The sequence below is a fragment of the Desulfobaccales bacterium genome (assembly GCA_041648175.1).
GTDB lineage: Bacteria > Desulfobacterota > Desulfobaccia > Desulfobaccales > 0-14-0-80-60-11 > 0-14-0-80-60-11.
This window is the reverse complement of record JBAZPO010000016.1, coordinates 14,140-33,094: the sequence shown is the minus strand read 5'-3', so window position 1 is coordinate 33,094 and position 18,955 is coordinate 14,140. Positions and strand designations below refer to the sequence as shown.

Sequence of the window (18,955 nt, the reverse complement as noted above, 5' to 3'; positions counted from 1 at the left end):
CAAGACTCTATGGAGATGTTAGAATAAAGACATTATTTTATCAATATTAATATATTGTCTAAGAAAAATATTATCTAAAATTCAATAATATGAATAATGGTTCTAAAATAAAAAATATTATAATTGCGATGTTAACTATAACTATATTATTGTTAACATTTATATCTTCTGATATTGGCTCAATATTTGGTAGATCAGAATTATATTTTATGATAAAGAATGATTTAACTATTTCTACTAATTATACTGGTATTGGTATTCAACCATATATAGAAGTTTATAATTCTGGCAAGAAGCCTGAAAGGGTTGGTCGTATGGTTGCCTATTTATGCTCATCTACATCGTCAATTAGAAAGGTATTAATACCAGGCAGTTTTAAAGCCTTCGTCGTTTTCCCAAGTAATTTACTTTATTCAGATTATTATTTTTCTGAGAAACTGACTGAGTTTCAAAATGATAAGTATGGCAATTTAACTGTCGAAATTACTAAATATTTTCAAAATTTGATATTGAGTGATCCGAACTACAAAAATAATGGCATTCTTCCAGTACAATTATATTCTAAATTATGTGCAACTATGGAAGAAAATATTAAATGGGTAGAACATGGAGAATATAGAATGCTAATAACTATTTATGGCGGGGAAGAAAATAAAAAAATATTATGCCAAAGAGGTTATGCGTTTAGAATATCACAAATTATGGAAAAGGGAATTAAGGAGGTTCAAAAGGAATATTATAAAATATGGCCTGATGTGAATCCCAAGCAATATTTTAGTTTTAATTGTATTCCAAGGCTTAAAGAAATTACTGGTAACGATCTTCATTCATTGATTTCCGATTACGAAAAACAACCATTAGCAAATGATTGAAAAAAGAGCTGTTTTTAACTGGGTCTGCAGAAAAGAATTATGAAAAATTAAGGTGGAAGGGGTAAAGGCACTTGTGAAAAAGCCCTTATCCCCTTCCCTTAATTATTTGATGATATGCCATTGGCCAAGCGAATATGCCGAATTCTGATTGAAAAAGAAGCCCGGGATTATCCCATGACCCGGCGGATTTTGGCGAAGCTGCCGAGGGTGCCGGTGGATGTGATCCAAGACCGGGACGCCCTTAAGGCTTCGGCGCGCAATGGGGCCGCATGGCTGCCCGAAGCTAAGACCACCCTGCTTCTGGCAGTTCAAAAAGGGCCATTCTGGCGGCCTTGTCCCGGGACCAAGGATTATGTCTGCTGTGGCTACCAGGTGCTCCAGGTCACCCTCAACTGCCCCATGGACTGCACGTACTGCGTACTCCAGGGCTATATCAACATCCCGGCCATTACCATCTTCGTCAACGTCGAAGATTTGTTCGCTGAACTCGAAACCCGGTGGGCCGAAAGTCCGGAACAGGTGTGGCGTTTGGGCACAGGAGAATTTGGTGACAGCTTGGCCCTGGACGACCTCATGGGACTCAATGAGCGCCTGATTCCCCGACTGGCAGGCCAGCGGCAGGCCGTCCTAGAGATCAAAAGCAAGTGGCCTCATCTGGATCATCTCCTCTCCTTAGGCCCCAATCCCCAGGTCATTTTCGCTTGGTCCCTCAATCCGCCGGAAATTATTTCCGGAGAAGAGAAGTTGGCCGCTTCCCTGAAAATGCGACTCAATGCAGCCAGCCGGGCCGCCGCGGCGGGATTCCGGGTAGCCTTTCACTTCGACCCCCTCATCTATTTCCCGGGGTGGGAGGAGGCATACCGACAAACCGTTGAAGCAATCGGTGCGATGGTCCCTTCTCAAGCCATCGCCTGGATCAGTCTGGGAGGATTGCGCTTTTTACCGCCGCTACGCCAGCTCATACTCCAACGTTTCCCCCAAAGCCGCATAGCCGCCCAAGAGATGGTCCTCGCGCCCGACGGCAAATTGCGGTATTTCAAAAATATGCGCGTCGAAATGTATGCCCGCATGCGGGAGTGGCTCTCCCAGGCGGCTCCGGAGGCGTTCCTCTATCTCTGCATGGAAAGCCCCCGGGTCTGGCAGGAAGTCTTTGGTTTCACCCCCTCCGCGAACCACCTGGCCCAGCAATTAGACGGACGTATCATTCCCTGTCCTTGAGGACGCTGGGCCTCTCTTGACGGCTTTGGGCTTGACTTTGCGGCCCGCGTCACTCTCTCCTTTTTTTGAGGGAAAGAGCTCGTGCAGGCGCATGCGCACCCCATAGGCCGTCAGGTGTTCTTGTTCCAGGAGGTTCTTAATGGCCTTAATTCGGTCCAGATCCTCCATGGTATACTCCCGCCGATTGGATTGAGTACGGGCGGGTTTCAAAAAATCATCAAAGGATTTTTCCCAGTACCGGAGGGTAGATTTGCGGACCCCGGTAAGCTGAGAAATTTGATCGATGGTGAGCATTAAGTTATGAGAGAAGCTTATCTTATCCATGACTCTCCTTTCTGTAATTTTACAGGTCTTGACCAGTTTGCCGATTGATCAAGCGCACAAGCGCGACAATCCTGCCTCTGGTAAATTAAAATCAAAGTGATTTTGTGAGGCGTTTATCATATCGTGAGTATCCTGACTGCCGGTTTACGTCCTTAAAAGTTTTTTATTCCCCCATTTTTAAGAGTCCCTTTGCGATTTTCAACAGCCTAACTTTATAGCAGAGCGTCATTGATCCCCTCGGCTTGTTTGTCGCAGGTGCCAGCCTCCCATAAGCGATGCGCTTCCTGGGGCCTGGTTCAACTTCATTACTGACCTCGTGAGTCATTTATTTCTCTTTTCGAGCATTCCGGGGGAAAACTTTAAAAATATTTTCTTGCCCGGAGAATAGGTTACTAATGAGTATTATCCTGAAATAAAAAAGAAAATAGGTTCTGCACTCCCAGGCTGATGTGGAAGCCAAGAAAAAAAAGAGGGAGATAACCCTAAATTGGCTTCTCGATGAGCAGCCGATGAAAATAGTCCGACGCAGAAAATGCTCAAGACGCGCAGGGAGAACAAACCGCGCATTGTGGATTGGATCGGATGGTTTTTTCCGTAAACTTGAACTGGTTGCCTTTAAAAATGAGAACCCGGCCCAGAAGCGCCGGCCCCATCCATCCCAAGATACGCAGGATCTCAAGGGCTTGCAGGGACCCCATAATGCCTGGCAAAGGGCCCAACAGGGCAGGGCGGGGGGCGGCGGGGGTCTCCATTAAAGTGCAGGCGAAACAGGGGCCGCGGCCTGGCCAGAAGGTGGTCAAACAGCCGGTCTCCTCCCCCACCCAGGCATGGACCAGGGGAATCTGCTCCCGGACTGCTACCAGATTCAGGAGGGGACCTACCCTGTCGTTATTGCTAGCGTCAATGAGCACGTTGCAGCCTGCCGACAGCCGAAAGGCGTTGTGTTCCGAAAGCTCCTTCACATGGCTTTCCACCGTGACGAAAGAATTGACCTCTTTGAGACGGTGTGCGGCCACGGTGGCTTTAGCCTTGCCCAGGTCTCGTTCCCGGAAGAGCACTTGGTGGTTCAGGTCGGCGAGGCTCACCCGGGATTCATCCACCAGCCGAATGGCACCAATGCCTCCGGCCATGAGATAAAGGGCAGTGGCCGACGCCAGGCCGCCAGCCCCGGCAATGAGCACCTGGGTGGATTTCAGGCGTTCCTGGACGTCCCGTCCCCAGCCATCCAAGGCCATCTGGCCGGCATAACGCGTCACTTCGGCAGGACTCAAAAGAGAAATAACGATTCCTCCCCCCGGGACCAAGCTAAAGGGGGAACACTAAAGTCGATTGGCCACAGCAGCCATTGCCGCTCAACCTGCGTCCCTACCTCACCCTTGCCAACGTATCGGCACTAGGCGGGACGAACTTTAAATTCCCGGGTGCGGCAGGTATAATAAATTCATTGGCATAGTATCGGAGACCAGAGTGATCAAATTAGAGCAGGTGAGCAAGGTTTATTACCGGGGGCCCGAAGCGATTCAGGCCCTCCATAACCTTAACCTGCAGATCAACTCAGGGGAATTCGTTGCCATAACCGGCAAGAGCGGCTGCGGCAAGAGCACCCTTTTGCACATCATTGGCGGCCTGGAACCTCCCAGCAGTGGCCGGGTATTTCTGGAGGGCCGCGACCTGGCGACCCTCCAGGAGCCCGAACTGACCCGGTTTAGGCGCGACCGCATAGGGGTGGTTTTTCAGTCCTTTAACCTGCTGCCTCTCCTGACCCTGGAAGAGAATGTCGCCCTCCCCCGGGTCCTCCAAGGGAGCGCTTATCACCAGGCCCAGCAGGAAGCGGCCCGGTGGTTGGGGGAGGTGGGGTTAAGCGCCCGCCGTGACCACAAGCCGCACCAGGTATCGGGCGGCGAGATGCAGAGGGCCGCCATTGCCCGGGCCCTGATCAACCAACCCGCGGTCATTCTGGCCGATGAGCCTACCGGGAACCTGGATTCAGTTACCGCCGCCCAGATCCTTGAACTTTTCTCGTACCTGCATAGCCAATGGCGCAAGACCATCATCGTGGTGAGCCATGCCCCGGAGGCTGGGCAGGCAGCGGACAGGGTGGTGCGGTTGCAGGATGGTCGCTTACTGCCATGAAACCGTGGCTCTTCCGCATCTCTTTAAGCCACCTGGCCCAGTATCCCGGACGCACCATCCTGGGTATCCTGGGTATTGCCCTGGGGACCGCGGTCTATCTGAGCATATCCCTGGCCGCGGCCAGCGCCTTGCAAAGTTTTCAAAACGGCGTCACTGCGGTGACCGGCAAAGCCCAGTGGCGCATCCAGACGCCCGGCTCCCCCCTGGACGAATCGTTGTTCGTCACGGTGCGGCAGCTCCCAATGGTCGAGGCTGCGGCCCCGGCGGTAGAATCTGTCCTGGACCTCGCCGGCCATAACCAAGGCCCAGTCCTCCTTCTGGGAATCGATCCTTTCTCCGAGCGGCCTTTCCGGGATTACGAATTCTCCCATGATCATGGTCTCAGCGACGCGGTCTGGAGTGAATTTTTTACCCGGCCCGGTTCGGCCCTGGTGGGCCGGCCCCTGGCGTCGCGTTTAAACGTTAAACCCGGCGATACTCTGCCGGTGATGGTAGGCCCCCGGCGGCATGACCTTAAGATAGTCGGCATCTTCGATGCAAAGAGCGGCCTTTATCCCTTTGATGGCGCGGTGCTGCTCATGGATATGGGGCCGGCCCAGGAACTCCTGGATCGGGCGGGAGGCCTCGACTATATCGATGTGATCGGGGCTGGGCCAGACGCTGATGTCCAAACAGCCCTTCAAAAAGCGCTGCCTCCGGGGGTTGAGGTGGTGCGGCCCGCGGCCCAGGGCAGCCGCGCCGAGGGCCTGGTGGCCTCCTACCGCCTCAATCTGGCGGTACTGAGCGCCATTGCCCTGTTTGTGGGCATGTTCCTCATTTACCAGTCCGTTACTCTGTCGGTGGTGCGCCGTCGCCGGGAAATCGGCCTGCTGCGGACCCTGGGCATGACGCCGGGTCAGGTGTTGCTGCTGTTTTTGGCCGAGGGCCTGGCCAGCGGCCTGGTAGGCGGGCTTTTAGGCCTCATCCTCGGAGTCGGCCTGGCCAGGGGCGTCTTGGGGGTAATGACTCAGAACCTCTCGTCCCTTTACATGCCGGTGGTGGCCCATGAGGTCTGGGTCCGGGGTGGGCTCATGCTCCAGGCCTGGGGTCTGGCCGTCATCGCCACCCTCGCGGCGGCCCTGCTGCCGGCCCGGGAAGCGGCCCGGACGCAGGTAAGGGCTGTATGGCACCGGGAGGAACTGGAAGAAAAAATCGAGAGCCGGGCCGGGGCCATCTTTGTATGGGGTTGCGTAGCCCTGGTTCTGGCAGGGGCAGGGGCCTCCTGGAAACTGGGCGCCGGCCCTCCTTGGCCGGGATTCGTTGCGGCGTTCCTCATTCTTCTGGGCTTCGCCCTCTTGACGCCTCTGGCGGCACGCATGTTGGGGCTGGGTTTGCAGCCCGTCTTTCGTAAAATCTTCGGTCCCGCGGGCGATTTGGGTTGCCGTTATCTGGCCGGGTCCTTGAGCCGCAGCGCGGTTTCCATCGCGGCCCTGGCGTGCGCCCTGGGCATGCTCATCGCGGTGACGGTGATGATCGGCTCTTTCCGCCAGACCGTGAACGACTGGATAAGCCGGGCCATCAGCGGCGACATCTTTTTCGGACCCGCGGTCTTCTCCACCGCGGCCTATGACCAATACCTGCCGCCGGAGATCCTGCCGGAGCTGAAACAGGATCCCGACATCAAAGATATTTACCTCTACCGCTGCGTCCGCATCCCTTTTAAAGATCGTTATATCCTGGTCATCGGCGGCAGCTTCGAAGTCCTGGCCCGGCATGGCGGCCTCTGGTTCCGCCGGGGAGATACGGCGGAGATTATGATGGAAGTTGGGGGGGAGGGGCAGGGGTTAGAGGCCAGGGGTCAGGGGTTAGGGAAAGAGGATTTTGGTAAATCAAGGTCGAATTATGAAATAAGAAGACCGGAAACAGAAAACAGTAAACCGGAAACCGCAGGGATGGTCGTCATCTCGGAACCTCTGGCTGAGGCCTTTCGTCTGCACGAAGGCGGCGTCATCGATTTGCCGACGCCAAGCGGTCCGCAAAAGCTTACTATCGCGGGAGTTTTTTACGACTACCGCACCGACGGCCCCAGCGTCTGGATGGATATTTCCCAATTTCGGCGCTTTTGGCCTGACACTCATCTGAACGCGGTGCGTCTATATCTTAAGGACCCCGCCAAGATCCCCCAGGTTCAGGCCCGGCTTCAGGAACGCTACGGCCACCGCTACCATCTCCTGAGTCTGTCTCATCGGGAGCTTAGAGGCGGCATCCTGAAAATCTTCGACGAGACCTTTGCCCTGACCTACGCCCTGGAAGGGGTGGCGGTAGTGGTGGCGGTCTTCGGCATCATCACCACCTTTTTGGTGCTCGTCATGGAGCGGGAGCGGGAGTTGGCCCTGCTCCAGGCCATAGGCGCCTCCCACCGGCAAATATTGGGCATGGTACTGGTTGAATCGGGCCTGGCCAGCTTCTTGAGCTTTGGGCTCGGGGCCGGGTGCGGCTCGGTGCTGTCGCTTTTGCTCATCTTCGTGATCAACAAGCAGGCCTTCGGTTGGACCATCCAACTGCATATGGTCCCCGGCATCTATATCCAGACCTTCTGCCTCGTAGTGGGCCTGGGTCTGGCCGCCGCGGCCTACCCTGCCTGGCGGGCTATGCAGCCGCGCCTGGCGGCGATATTAAAAGAGGAATAAGAAGAGTAATCAGTAATCAGTGAGCAGTAATCAGTAAGTAGTAATTTATGAGTCCTTGGATCACCCGAAACCATGCAAAATGGGGGGCCGCCGTTGGTTGTCCAGATGAGTAGGGCGGGCAATGCCCGCCAAAGATGAGGCGCGGTGCGCACCCTACGTCAGGTAATTTCGTGCAATGAGCCTGGAAAAGATGGTGCGTGAGACGCACCCTACGCAAACCGTTGGTATATCTGGCGTGCATTTGGCAAGCTCCCGCCGCCAGGGTGACAAACCCCGGGCGCGGTGATATATTATACAAATGTTAAAGCGTACTTTCATTCATCTGCCCGGGGTGGGGCCCCGCTTTGAGGGCCACTTCTGGCGGCAAGGACTGTCCACCTGGGAGGATTTTTTGGCCGCCAAACGCGTCCGCGGCCTCTCCCGGCCGCGGTTTGACGCGTTGAAAACCGAACTCCAAGGGTCTTTCGATCACCTGGAAGATCCCGCCTATTTCGCCACCCGACTCCAGGCCGGGGAACACTGGCGCCTCTTTCACCAGTTCCGCCCCCGCACCGCGTATCTCGACATCGAAACCACCGGCAAAGTTTGGCCGGGGTTGCTGGTAACCGTGGTGGGCCTGTACGACGGGCAGAATATGCGCCAGTTCGTGCAGGGTTACAATTTGCATGAATTTCCCCAAGTGCTGTCGGAGTTCGATCTTTTGGTCACCTTCAACGGCACCCAGTTCGACCTGCCGGTCTTGCGCGCCTCCTTCCCCGATTTGCCCCTGCCCGCGGCCCACGTGGATCTGCGGTTTCTCATGGCCCGCCTGGGGTATAAGGGCGGACTGAAGCGCATCGAGCCCCGGTTCGGCATCCACCGCCCCAATGAGGTGGACGGCATGGACGGCTACATGGCGGTGCTCCTGTGGCAGCGCTACCAGCGGGGGGACAAGGGCGCCCTGGATTTGCTCCTCACCTATAACAAAGAGGACGTGGTCAACCTGGAAGTCCTCATGGACGCGGCTTTTCGGATTTCCCGGGAGCAGCTCTGCCCTTCCGGCCCGAGGGCCAGCAGCCTGCGCCCCGCGGTTCAGCCCTAACCAGGAAAAGGCATGGTGCGCGGTGCGCACCCTGTATGCCAGCGCAGTCTTTTGCCGGCGGGCGAGACGCCCGCCCTACGACAAAAGACGTAGGCCAGGCGGCGTTTTTATCCAACTCTGCATTTGTCAAACTGCCCCGATTCTCGAGAAAAAGGGACGGCAGGCAGTGCCGCCCTCCATTTTGCGGCGGCCGTGGTCCGAATATTTCGCAAGACCTTAATTTCATCTCTATCATCAATAGGTTAAGTCAATACATCCCCGCTGTTCCCGATAACCGGAAGGACTCCAGGGCCTCCTGATAAGTCCTAAACCAGGCATTACTGACCTCTTTTTTTCCATTTTTTTCGTGTTTTAGGGTCCTTTTTAGAGGCTTAGCACCCTTGTGAAACCCTCTTTCTGCCCTTTTTTGTTCCATGTACCGGATAATTCCGAAACGATTAACCGCAACAGATGGAACTTGCTACGCTTTATGTCGTTTAACCTCGCCTGGGGGCCATCATGGACCGCTTACTTCCGGCTGGAAGCCGCCGGTTTGCCGCTGCCAGAGGCCTTTGTGCTGCCAGAGGCCCGCTTGGTTTTCGAGAAGTTGCAGAGAAAAGCCGCCAAAGCGGCACAAGGCTTCGATTACCCGGTAACTTAATCCGACCGAAGGGATCAGATAGAGTTTTTCCACGTCAGGTTTTCCTTCCTTGCCAAGGGTTTTTCCTTACTCAGCCCTCACCCTCAGCTTCCCTTAAGGGGGAGAGAGGGAGTGGTGCCCAAGCAGAGCTTGGGCCAAGAGTGACGTTTCCCAAGCTGGAGCTTGGGAACGAGAAACGGCGTACCGGCACAGGCTGGAAAGCCTGTGCCACCAAATCTTTTCATGACTTACGGATGAGCCCCAGGATCATGACTGACTGAGATGACCGCGACCTCCTGATCACTGACTGCTGTAGGAAATTGGGTTGTGGGAAACTTAGTAAGTATCGTAAGATTAATATGATAAAATATGTTTACTTGGGGTGACTATGCTCTTTTCCCGCACGCTGATACCGACTTTAAAAGAAAATCCGGCCGAGGCTGAAGCGGTCTCACACCGGCTGCTGCTTCGGGCCGGGATGATCCGCAAACTGGCCTCGGGGATTTATAATTATTTGCCCCTGGGCTTGCGCGTGCTCCGCAAAGTGGAGCGCATCGTCCGGGAGGAGATGAACCGGGCCGGGGCTCAGGAGGTGCTTTTGCCCGCGGTGCAGCCCTCAGAGTTGTGGCAGGAATCCGGGCGCTGGGACGTCTACGGCAAGGAATTGCTGCGCTTTATGGACCGCCATGAGCGGGATTATTGCTTCGGTCCCACCCACGAAGAGATCATTACCGACCTGGTGCGCAAAGAAGTCCACTCCTACCGGCAACTGCCGCTTAATCTTTACCAGATCCAGGTGAAGTTTCGCGACGAAATCCGGCCCCGCTTCGGACTGATCCGGGGGCGGGAGTTTATCATGAAGGACGCCTACAGTTTCGACGTGGACGAAGCCGGGGCCGAAGCCTGCTACCAGCGGATGTACGAGGCCTACAACCGCATCTTTAGCCGCTGCGGGCTTAACTTCAAGGTGGTGGAAGCCGACTCCGGCCCCATCGGCGGCAGTTTTTCCCATGAATTCATGGTCCTGGCCGACACCGGCGAAGACTTTATAGCCTCCTGTACGCAATGCGCTTACGCCGCCAACCTGGAGAAGGCGGAAGTGGCCCTGGAGGCGGGTGAGGTTGGACCGCCGGTGGGCGACGAGCCGGAATTGGTGCATACCCCCAAGGTGCGCACCGTGGAGGAAGTGGCGGCGTTTCTCAAGGTGACGCCCTCCGAGATCGTCAAGACCCTGATTTATGAGACAGAAAACGGGGCGGTGGCGGTCCTGATCCGGGGCGACCATGAAGTCAATGAAGTCAAGGTAAAAAACCTCCTGGGGGTGACCGATTTAATCCTGGCGGGGATTATTAAGGTCCAGGAACTGACCGGGGCCGAGGTGGGTTTTGCCGGCCCGGTGCAGCTCAAGCTGCCCATCTACGCCGACCAGGCGGTGGCCCAAATGAGCGCCATGATCACCGGGGCCAACCGGGATAGCTACCACCTCTTAAACGTCCATCCGGGCCGGGACTTCAAGATCACCGAGGCGGCGGATTTGCGGTCGATTACGGACCAGGACCCCTGCCCCCGCTGCCGGGGGGCGCTGACGCTTCTTAAGGGTATCGAAGTGGGCCATATCTTCAAGTTGGGCCTGAAATACTCCAAGTCTCTAAAGGCCACCTTCCTGGACCAGGACGGCCAGGAGCACTACATTTACATGGGCTGCTACGGCATCGGGGTGAGTCGGATCGTGGCCGCGGCCATCGAGCAGGGCCACGACGATAACGGCATCATCTTCCCCATGGCCCTGGCCCCGTTTCAGGTGGATTTGGTCCCCATCGATTTTTTTAAAAATAGCGCAGTCCGGGAATACGTCCTGGCGTTGCATAAGCAACTGGAAGAAGCCGGCATTGAAGTGTTGCTGGACGACCGGGATGAGCGCCCGGGGGTGAAGTTCAAGGACTGTGATTTGCTGGGGATTCCCCTGAGGGTGGTGGTGGGGCCCAAGACCATGGACAAAGGCCAGGCCGAGGTCAAGGAAAGGGGTTCCAATGAGATGCAATTAATCGCCTTGAATGAGTTGGCGGGTTATTTGGAGAAGCGGATTAACGAGCTGGGGGGTTAAACAGCCGGAGGAGAAGTGGTGCCCAAGCAGAGCTTGGGCGGGATATGACGTTCCCAAGTACAACTTGGGAACGAGGTGTAACGAGCTGCCGGGTTATTTGGAGAAGCGGATTCAGGAGCTGGGCGGTTAGATTTAACGGAGCAGGGGCGGGGAGACCCCGCCCCTACGAGTGGTGCCCAAGTAGAGCTTGGGCGGAGAATGGCGTTCCCAAGTGCAACTTGGGAACGAGAGGGTGAGGGTGTAAAGCTGGAGCTTGGGAACGAGGGCGTAAAAATGCGGCCAATGGCGGGCGGGACGCCCGCCCTACGAGAGGGCTCAGGAGTTGCATGACTAACCGGATCATCCGCCTCCAGGACATCGTGGAGGAGGTGCACAAGAATCACCCCGAGTCGGATACCGACCTGATCGAGAAGGCCTATATCTTCTCGGCCAAGGCCCATGAGGGACAATTGCGCCTATCCGGTGAGCCGTATCTGAGTCATCCCCTGGAAGTGGCCTATCTTTTGGCCAAGATGGGCATGGGGCCCGTTACCGTCTCCTCCGGCCTGCTGCACGACACCGTGGAGGACTCCGCGGCCAGCCTGGATGATCTGGAAGACTACTTCGGTGAAGAAGTCGCGGATGTCGTCAACGGGGTCACCAAGATCGGCCAGTTGGTCTTTGGCGATAAGCAGACCCAGCAGGCGGAATATATCCGCAAGATGATCCTGTCCATGTCCCACGACATCCGGGTCCTGCTGGTGAAGCTGGCCGACCGGTTGCACAACATGCGGACCTTAGGGTTCATGGAGCCCGCCAAGCAAAAGCGCATCGCCCGGGAGACCCTGGAGATCTACGCCCCTCTGGCCGGCCGTCTGGGCATGTTCCGCCTCAAGGCTGACCTGGAAGATCTGTCTTTTTTTTATCTGGAGCCGGAAGCTTATCAGCAGATCCAGGAAGGGCTCTTCCGCAAGAAGGGCGTCTTAGAGAAATACAACCAGGAGATGTGCCAGTTCCTCAAGGATAAAATGGCGGAGCACCACATTAAGGGCGAGGTGAGCGGCCGGGTTAAAAATTTCTATAGCATCTACCGCAAGCTCCAGGCGCAACAAATCACCCTGGATGAACTCTATGATCTTCTGGCCTTCCGCATCGTGGTGGAGTCAGTCCATGACTGCTACGAAACCCTGGGAGTCATTCATGCCATCTTCCGGCCGGTGCCGGGGCGGCTCAAAGACTATATCGGCATGCCCAAGGCCAACATGTACCAGTCCATCCACACCACGGTGATCGGCCAGGGCGGCGAACGCCTGGAAATCCAGATTCGCACCCGGGAGATGCACCGGGTGGCTGAAGAAGGGATTGCGGCCCACTGGAGCTATAAGGAGCGGCGGGCTTTCCACAAAGAAGAGGCCCAGCGCTTCACCTGGCTCAAACAGATGGTGGACCTCCAGAAGGATTTGAAGAATCCCCGGGAACTTCTGGAGGGAGTGCGCCTGGAGCTTTACCCGGATGAGGTTTACGTCTTTACCCCCACCGGCGAAGTCAAGGAACTACCCCGGGGCGCCACCCCGGTGGATTTCGCCTATGCCATCCATTCCCAGGTGGGCGACCGCTGCTCCGGCGCCAAGGTGAACGGCCGCATGGTGCCTTTGCGCACCGAACTCGTGAACGGGGACACGGCGGAAATCATTACCTCACCCCACCACCACCCCAGCCGGGATTGGCTGCAGTTCGTCAAGACCACCAAGGCCCGCCACAAGATCCGGCAGTATCTTAAGGTGGCGGAACGGGAGCAGTCCATCACCCTGGGCAAGGAGCTGCTGGAACGGGAACTGCGGAAGGCCGGCACCAGCCTCCAGAAGCTGATCAAGGATGGGGATGACCTGAAAAAGGTGGTCCAGGAATTTTCCTTCGTGGGGGTGGATGATCTTTTAGCCGCCATCGGCCATGGTAAGGTCTCTCCGGGGCAGGTGACCAACCGGCTGGGCCGGTTGGCCGCGCCCGCGGCGGAAGAGGAGGTGGTCGCCGAGGCGCCGGCGCGGCGGGGCAAGGAAGAACCCGCGGGGCTGAAGATCAAGGATCTGGACGATCTCATGATGCGGCTGGCCAACTGTTGCCAGCCCATCCCCGGAGACGCTATCATGGGGTACATCACCCGGGGGCAAGGGGTGACCATCCATCGGGCCGACTGTCCCTACCTGGCCAGTACTGAGACCTTCCGGCACATCCCGGCGGAATGGGACGGGGGCGGCAATTCCAAGAAGCTCTATCCCGTTAAAATTCAAGTTGTTACGGTTGATAAGCCGGGACTCCTGGCTGATATCACCAGCGCCATGAAGGCGGCCGACGTCAATGTCACCAAGGCGTCGGTGGAGACCACCGCGGAAAATAAAGGCATTGCCCGGTTCACCATTCAGGTGGCGGACCAGGTGCACCTGGAAAAGGTTTTCGGCGCGCTCAAGCGTCTCAAAGAAGTGATTTCAGTCAGAAGGATGGCGGGGTGAAAGACAGTTATCAGTTATCAGTGATCAGTGATCAGAAAAGACAGGTGAAAAGACCTGCTATGAGGCCGGGTTGCCCTTAGAGTAAGGTGCCCAAGCGGAGCTTGGGCGGAAAATGACGTTCCCAAGTACAACTTGGGAACGAGGACGTAATAACGTTCCCAAGCTGGAGCTTGGGAACGAGGAATTAAGTATGCAAACCAGGGGCGGACACGCAGGTCCGCCCCTACAAAAGGTATCCTTTTTATACGGCGGGCAGTGCCCGCCCTGGATTTTTCCCTACCCTTTCCGGGACTTGAACTGGCGCACCTGGTACATGAAGGCCTCCAGTCGGGTTCGGGTGTGGGTCTGCTCCTGGCCGTCGTAAGCCAGGTTGAGGAAGGGGATGTTGTCGTGGCGCTCCCTAAAGAGTTTGAACAGGGAGTTGACCACGGTGCCCGGCATGCAGGTGAAGGGCATGATGTTCACCAGGCCGCAGGCGCCCTTGTTCACGAAGTCGTGGGACTTGCCGATGCTCAAGATGGCTTCGCCTTCAAACGACGGATGGAGATAATCTTTGGCCATCTCCAGGGTCTCGGGGATGGTGGGTTCCGTCAGGTTTTTGATGCTGCCGTGAAAGATTTGTTCCAGGCGATGTTCGTCCTTTTTCTGGACCCGCTCTTCTATGCAGACCGTGAGGAGTTCGCGGAAGTGCCGGTTGACCCAGGCATCATGCTTGGAGGAGTGGGTGACGTAGAGGAGCCACTCGCCGATGGGCGGCATCCAGACCTCGCCTCCCAGGGACTCGATCTCCCGCACCGCGTTTTCATTGGAAAACTTGTTGGCCCGGGTGTAGATTTCGCCAACCACCCCGACCACCGGCTTGCCGCCGTTGATGCTCACCGAGACGTCGTCGAAAACCCGCCGGGCCTCCTTAAGGGCTCCGGGTACGTCGCCCCGGGTCCGCAGGGCCTGAAAGACCCGGTCGAGATAGTGCTCATAGACCCGGTCTGCCTCGCCGGGGACGCATTCATAGGGCCGGGTCTCCCGGAGCTTTTTCTCCAAGAGATCGATGGCCACCATACCGTTCCAGGCCACCCGGGAGAAATCGCTGCCCACCAGGCCTACTTCCTTATACATGTTTTCGTTCTGATCCGGGGAGTAGACCGGCATCTGGGGATAGCCCAGATCATCCAGCACCATGCGGTGGAAGCGGTGGTACTGGCCGAAACGGCAGGGGCCGTCGGCTGCGGGCATGAAAAAGGCGCTTTTGTCCGGTTCGAAGTCCGGGCGCTGTGTCAGTTTGGCCAGGTCCCCGGTCGTGAGAATCAGGGGGTAACATTCCTTGCCGCTGGTTAGACGGCGGCCCAGTTCCAGGGTCTCTTCGTCCGAGGGCGGCAGGGCCTCGGCCTCGCCGCCGCAGGCCTGGAACGCCGCCACCAGGGCCAAGGCCTGGTCGGTCATGGGGGGGAGAAAAATCTTGCGCTTGAGATTACCCGTGACCCGGTAACGGTAGGGCGACACCCGGGTTGGCGCCGGTTCAACCGTGACGTTCTTCAGGCTGTCCAGGAAGGCTTCCAGGCGGGTGATGGCCCCTACGTCGGAGGAGTGCTCGTCGATCTCGATCTCCAGGTAGGGTTTGCCCCGCATCTGGTCCCGGAAAAAGTGCTGAATAAAGGAGTCCGGGCCGCAGCCGAAGTTGGTGATATAGATGCCGTAGAGCCGGGGATCCTGGCGGATGAGTTCGGCCACGCCCAGGATCTTTTGGCCGAAGCGCCAGTACATGGGCTTGATTTCATCCAGGTGGTCCACCTGATCCACGGGCAAAAAGTCCATGGGCAGGGCCAGCACCCCCAACTGCCGCAGTTTGCGGTGCAGGTTGAGGTTCATGCCGGGGTCCAGGGCATTGTAGGGCCGGCCGATGAGGACCATGAGCAGGCCATCGGGCGGCAGGGAAGCCAGGATCTCCCGGCCCCGGGCGCTGAGGCGGTCATAATAGGTCTGCTGGGCCGCCTGGGCCTTGAGCATGGCCCGGTTCACCTTAAAGCCGCTGATTCCCAGTTCCTTGCCCAAATCCCGCAAACCCTGACGCAGGCGGCGGGGGCCGCGTCCGAAGTAGAGCACCGGGGACAACAGCTTGGCCCCAAACTCGGCGAACTCAATGGCGGTGGGCACGGTATAGGTCAGGGATTGGGCCATGGGACAGACCACGCCGCTGCCGATTTCGGGGTGAGGGTGCGGCAGGTCGATGATGCTGGGCAGGAAGATGCGCTTGACCCCGGCCTTGAGCAGGTCCAGGATATGGCCGTGGGCCACCTTAACCGGGTAGCAGGGTTCCGCGGCCAGGGCTTCCACTCCCTGGTTGATCACCTTCTTGTTGGTCTTGGGCGAGTAGACCACGGTGAAGCCCAGGTCTTCGAAGAAGGCCCGGAAGAAGGGCATGAGTTCCTGGAAGAACATGGTCCGGGGGATGCCGATGGGACCCCGGGGGCCTTCTTTGGGGGGCTCTTCGCCGTACAGCAGGTTTTCCCGCTCCAGGAGCAGGTCGACCAGATCAACCTGTTTTTCGGCTTTGCCCACTTCGTATTTTTCGCAGCGGCTGCCGTAGAACAGGGGCTTTTCGCCTTCGATCTTGACCTGGCGAATTTCGCAGCTATTGGGGCAGCCGTTACATTCAAAGGAAGTAATCTCATAGGTGCGGTCGGCCAGGTCGAAGCCCTTGAATTTGGACTCGGTCCAGTCGCGTTCCCGCATGGCTAAAAGCGCCGCGCCGATGGCGCCGGTGACGTCGTGGTGGGGCGGCACAGTGATCTTTTTGCCGCAGACTTGCTGGAAGGCCGCGACAATGCCCCGGTTGGCGGCAGTGGCCCCCTGGTAAAAGATGTTGTTGCCGATGGGCCGGTCTTCCGCCACTTTATTGAGATAATTCTGGACAATGGAGTAGGACAGCCCGGCCACCAGGTCTTCCTTGGCCGCGCCCCGCTGCTGGTGATGCACCAGGTCGGATTCCATGAACACGGTGCAGCGCTCGCCCATGCGCACCGGGGTTTTGCCGGCCAGGGCCAGGTCGCCGAATTCGCCTTTGATGGAAATTCCCAGCTTTTCGGCCTGCTCTTCGAGGTAAGACCCGGTGCCCGCGGCGCAGACCTTGTTCATCATGAAGTCCACGATGGCGCCGTGGCTTAAACTGATGAACTTGGAGTCCTGGCCGCCGATCTCGAAGATGGTGTCCACGGTGGGGTCGATGGCCGCGGCGGCAGTGGCCTGGGCGGTGATTTCATTGCGCACCACGTCGGCCCCGATGAAGTCGCCGGTGAGGTAGCGGCCCGAACCGGTGGTGGCCGCACCCATGATCTTAATCCGGCCGCCGATGTTAGCGCCTACCCGGCGCAGCCCCTCGGTGATGGCCTCAAGCGGCCGGCCCGCGGTCATGAGGTACTCCCGGGCTAAGACCCGCATCTCGGAGTCGATGACCACCACGTTGGTGCTGATGGAGCCCACGTCGATGCCCAGATAGGCTTCCACCACCGAGCCATCCGCAGGCAGGTCGATTATCTGGTAGGCCTCCGGGCCTAAAAGCTCAGGCGGTTCCAGAGGCGGCAGGCGCCGGGATTGATCATCGTCTTTGAGGAGATGTTCACGTAGGGGGTTCAGGTCCAGGTGGAAAGCCGCGGGCAGGTTCTCCCGAGCCACCAGCACCGCGCCCACGGCCCCCAGCGAACAGAAGTGCGGCGGGATGATGAGGCCGGCATCGTCTAAGCCGAATACCTGGCGGAAGGCCTGGCGCACGCCCAGGTTGTGGGCTACGCCACCCTGAAAGGCAATCGGTGGAGCAAAATTTTTGCCCTTGGCGATGTTGCTCTTGAGGTTGCGGGCCATGGCCTGGCAGAGCCCGGCGATGATCTCAAAATCCGGGGTAGCCCCCTGCTGAAGGTGGATCATGTCGGTCTTGGCAAAGACGCTGCAGCGCCCGGCCACGCGGGGCGGGGTGGTGGACTTCAAGGCCAACTCGCTGAACTGCTCGATGGTGTAGCCCAAGCGGTGCGCCTGCTGGTCCAGAAAGGAGCCGGTGCCTGCGGCGCACATGGTGTTCATGGCGAAATCCTCGATAAACAAATGGCCGTCTTGCTCATTCACCATGATTATCTTGGCGTCTTCGCCCCCCATGTCGATGATGGTGCGGGCCTGCGGAGCAAAGTGGTGGGTGCCCCGGCCTTGGGCGATGACTTCATTGACAAACTGGCAGCCCAGGAGATCGGCCAGGCGTTTGCCGCCCATGCCGGTGCAGGCCGCCAAGCGGCACTGCTCCAGGGGAAACTCCGGGCCGAGATTTTCCAGAAGATTTAAAGCGGTGCGAGATGGCGCTCCCAGATGGCGGCGGTATTCATCCTTGACCACCGCGCCTTCCGGATTCATGATCACCAGATTGACGCTCACAGAGCCGATATCCAGCCCCACATCGAATTTGCCGTGCATAATTCGTATCCCCCGAATTGCGGACAGCTCGGTTCAAGAAATTCATCAATGCCTGGACGGCATGAGAGAAAGTCGTTTAAGTTAGATGTCGAAAAAATTCCTGGTCATGATAACGGTCATAGGAAATACGGCCCGAGTCCTTAAGGCATTTCAGGCGGGCCACTACCTGTACCAAAGGCTGACCCAAGGCCTTGGCGATATCCGCCGCGGTCATGGGACGCCGGGAGAGCATTTCCACCAAGTCTTCATCCTGGCAGGGCAGTTCCGCACTAGCCGCCCGGTTGAAGGAGGCGATGACCTCCACCGGCCCTTTTAGGAAAGCGGCGGCGGCTGCCATCTCGGTCTTATTTAAAGGCCGCGCGGCTGACTCTACCACCGGACGCACCGCGGTGTTGAGTTGAATCTTATCCGGCGCGATTTCCGTTAAGGTCCGGCGCAGCAGGGACAGTTCCTCGTCGGTATCGTTGAGGCCTTTTAGCAGCATGACTTCCAGCCAGATCCGGCCCCGGTACCCCTGGCGGAAGGACGTCAGGCCTTCAAGGAGCGACTCCAGGGAAAGCCCCGGTAACGGCCGGTTAATAAGCCGGTAGGTCTCCTCGCAGGCTGAGTCCAGGGAGGGGAGGACGATATCCGCGGCGGCTAACTCGTGGCGCACCTCGGGCAGATAGAGCAGGGCGCCGTTGGTCAGTACGGCCACGGGAATTTGGCTCATCTCTTTGATGACGCGAATGATGCGGCCCAATCCCAAGTTCAGGGTGGGTTCGCCGGAGCCCGCCAGGGTGATTATATCAGGCGGTTGAGGCAAATCCTCAAGGTAATCCTCCAACTCACTGATGATGGTCTCAGCTTGATAAGAGAAACGCTTGCCGGTCTGATGGGTGGTAGCCCCCACCTCGCAATAAATACAGTCATAAGGACAGGTCTTGGGGGGGATGAGATCGACCCCTAAAGACCGTCCCAGACGGCGAGACGGAACCGGACCGAACAGGTGGGCCAT

General features: G+C 57.4%; 12 protein-coding genes. 7 read left to right on the top strand and 5 right to left on the bottom strand.

Annotated features, from left to right (window positions below; genetic code table 11):
- Window positions 1-89: 89 nt before the first annotated feature.
- The gene (locus WC600_14375) at window positions 90-872 is read left to right on the top strand and encodes a hypothetical protein (protein MFA4903915.1); all 783 of its coding nucleotides are present in this window, start codon (window positions 90-92) and stop codon (window positions 870-872) included.
- A gap of 120 nt (window positions 873-992) precedes the next feature.
- Window positions 993-2,090, top strand: coding sequence for a spore photoproduct lyase family protein (locus tag WC600_14370; GenBank protein ID MFA4903914.1), 1,098 nt, complete (start codon window positions 993-995; stop codon window positions 2,088-2,090).
- Here the strand turns inward: WC600_14370 and WC600_14365 are convergent.
- Window positions 2,061-2,414, bottom strand: coding sequence for a MerR family transcriptional regulator (locus WC600_14365; GenBank protein ID MFA4903913.1), 354 nt, complete (start codon window positions 2,412-2,414; stop codon window positions 2,061-2,063). The two genes, WC600_14370 and WC600_14365, sit on opposite strands and share 30 nt — an antisense overlap.
- A gap of 536 nt (window positions 2,415-2,950) precedes the next feature.
- Window positions 2,951-3,685: a HesA/MoeB/ThiF family protein gene (locus WC600_14360; GenBank protein ID MFA4903912.1), complete on the bottom strand. Its 735-nt coding sequence runs from the start codon at window positions 3,683-3,685 to the stop codon at window positions 2,951-2,953.
- Window positions 3,686-3,881: 196 nt separating this feature from the next.
- Between WC600_14360 and WC600_14355 the strand changes: the two genes are divergently transcribed.
- From WC600_14355 to WC600_14345, 3 genes are all read left to right on the top strand, one after another.
- A complete protein-coding gene (locus tag WC600_14355; protein ID MFA4903911.1) occupies window positions 3,882-4,547 on the top strand; it encodes an ABC transporter ATP-binding protein in 666 nt (221 codons plus the stop codon).
- Window positions 4,544-7,216: an FtsX-like permease family protein gene (locus tag WC600_14350; protein MFA4903910.1), complete on the top strand. Its 2,673-nt coding sequence runs from the start codon at window positions 4,544-4,546 to the stop codon at window positions 7,214-7,216. Before WC600_14355 ends, WC600_14350 begins: the two co-directional genes overlap by 4 nt.
- Window positions 7,217-7,514: 298 nt before the next feature.
- Window positions 7,515-8,297, top strand: coding sequence for a ribonuclease H-like domain-containing protein (locus WC600_14345; GenBank protein MFA4903909.1), 783 nt, complete (start codon window positions 7,515-7,517; stop codon window positions 8,295-8,297).
- A 496-nt stretch (window positions 8,298-8,793) separates the two neighbouring features.
- Here WC600_14345 and WC600_14340 read toward each other — a convergent pair whose 3' ends face one another.
- Window positions 8,794-8,970 (bottom strand): hypothetical protein, encoded by a 177-nt coding sequence (locus WC600_14340; protein MFA4903908.1) that lies wholly within the window; start codon window positions 8,968-8,970, stop codon window positions 8,794-8,796.
- A 334-nt stretch (window positions 8,971-9,304) separates the two neighbouring features.
- Between WC600_14340 and WC600_14335 the strand changes: the two genes are divergently transcribed.
- Together WC600_14335 and WC600_14330 are read left to right on the top strand one after the other, a co-directional pair.
- On the top strand, window positions 9,305-11,020 hold the full coding sequence (locus WC600_14335) for a proline--tRNA ligase (GenBank protein ID MFA4903907.1): 1,716 nt from the start codon (window positions 9,305-9,307) through the stop codon (window positions 11,018-11,020).
- 326 nt (window positions 11,021-11,346) lie between these two features.
- On the top strand, window positions 11,347-13,506 hold the full coding sequence (locus tag WC600_14330; GenBank protein ID MFA4903906.1) for a bifunctional (p)ppGpp synthetase/guanosine-3',5'-bis(diphosphate) 3'-pyrophosphohydrolase: 2,160 nt from the start codon (window positions 11,347-11,349) through the stop codon (window positions 13,504-13,506).
- 276 nt (window positions 13,507-13,782) lie between these two features.
- Here WC600_14330 and WC600_14325 read toward each other — a convergent pair whose 3' ends face one another.
- Both WC600_14325 and WC600_14320 read right to left on the bottom strand, forming a co-directional pair.
- A complete protein-coding gene (locus tag WC600_14325) occupies window positions 13,783-17,958 on the bottom strand; it encodes an acyl-CoA dehydratase activase (protein MFA4903905.1) in 4,176 nt (1,391 codons plus the stop codon).
- A gap of 76 nt (window positions 17,959-18,034) precedes the next feature.
- Complete coding sequence (locus WC600_14320; protein MFA4903904.1) at window positions 18,035-18,955, bottom strand: radical SAM protein; 921 nt, start codon at window positions 18,953-18,955, stop codon at window positions 18,035-18,037.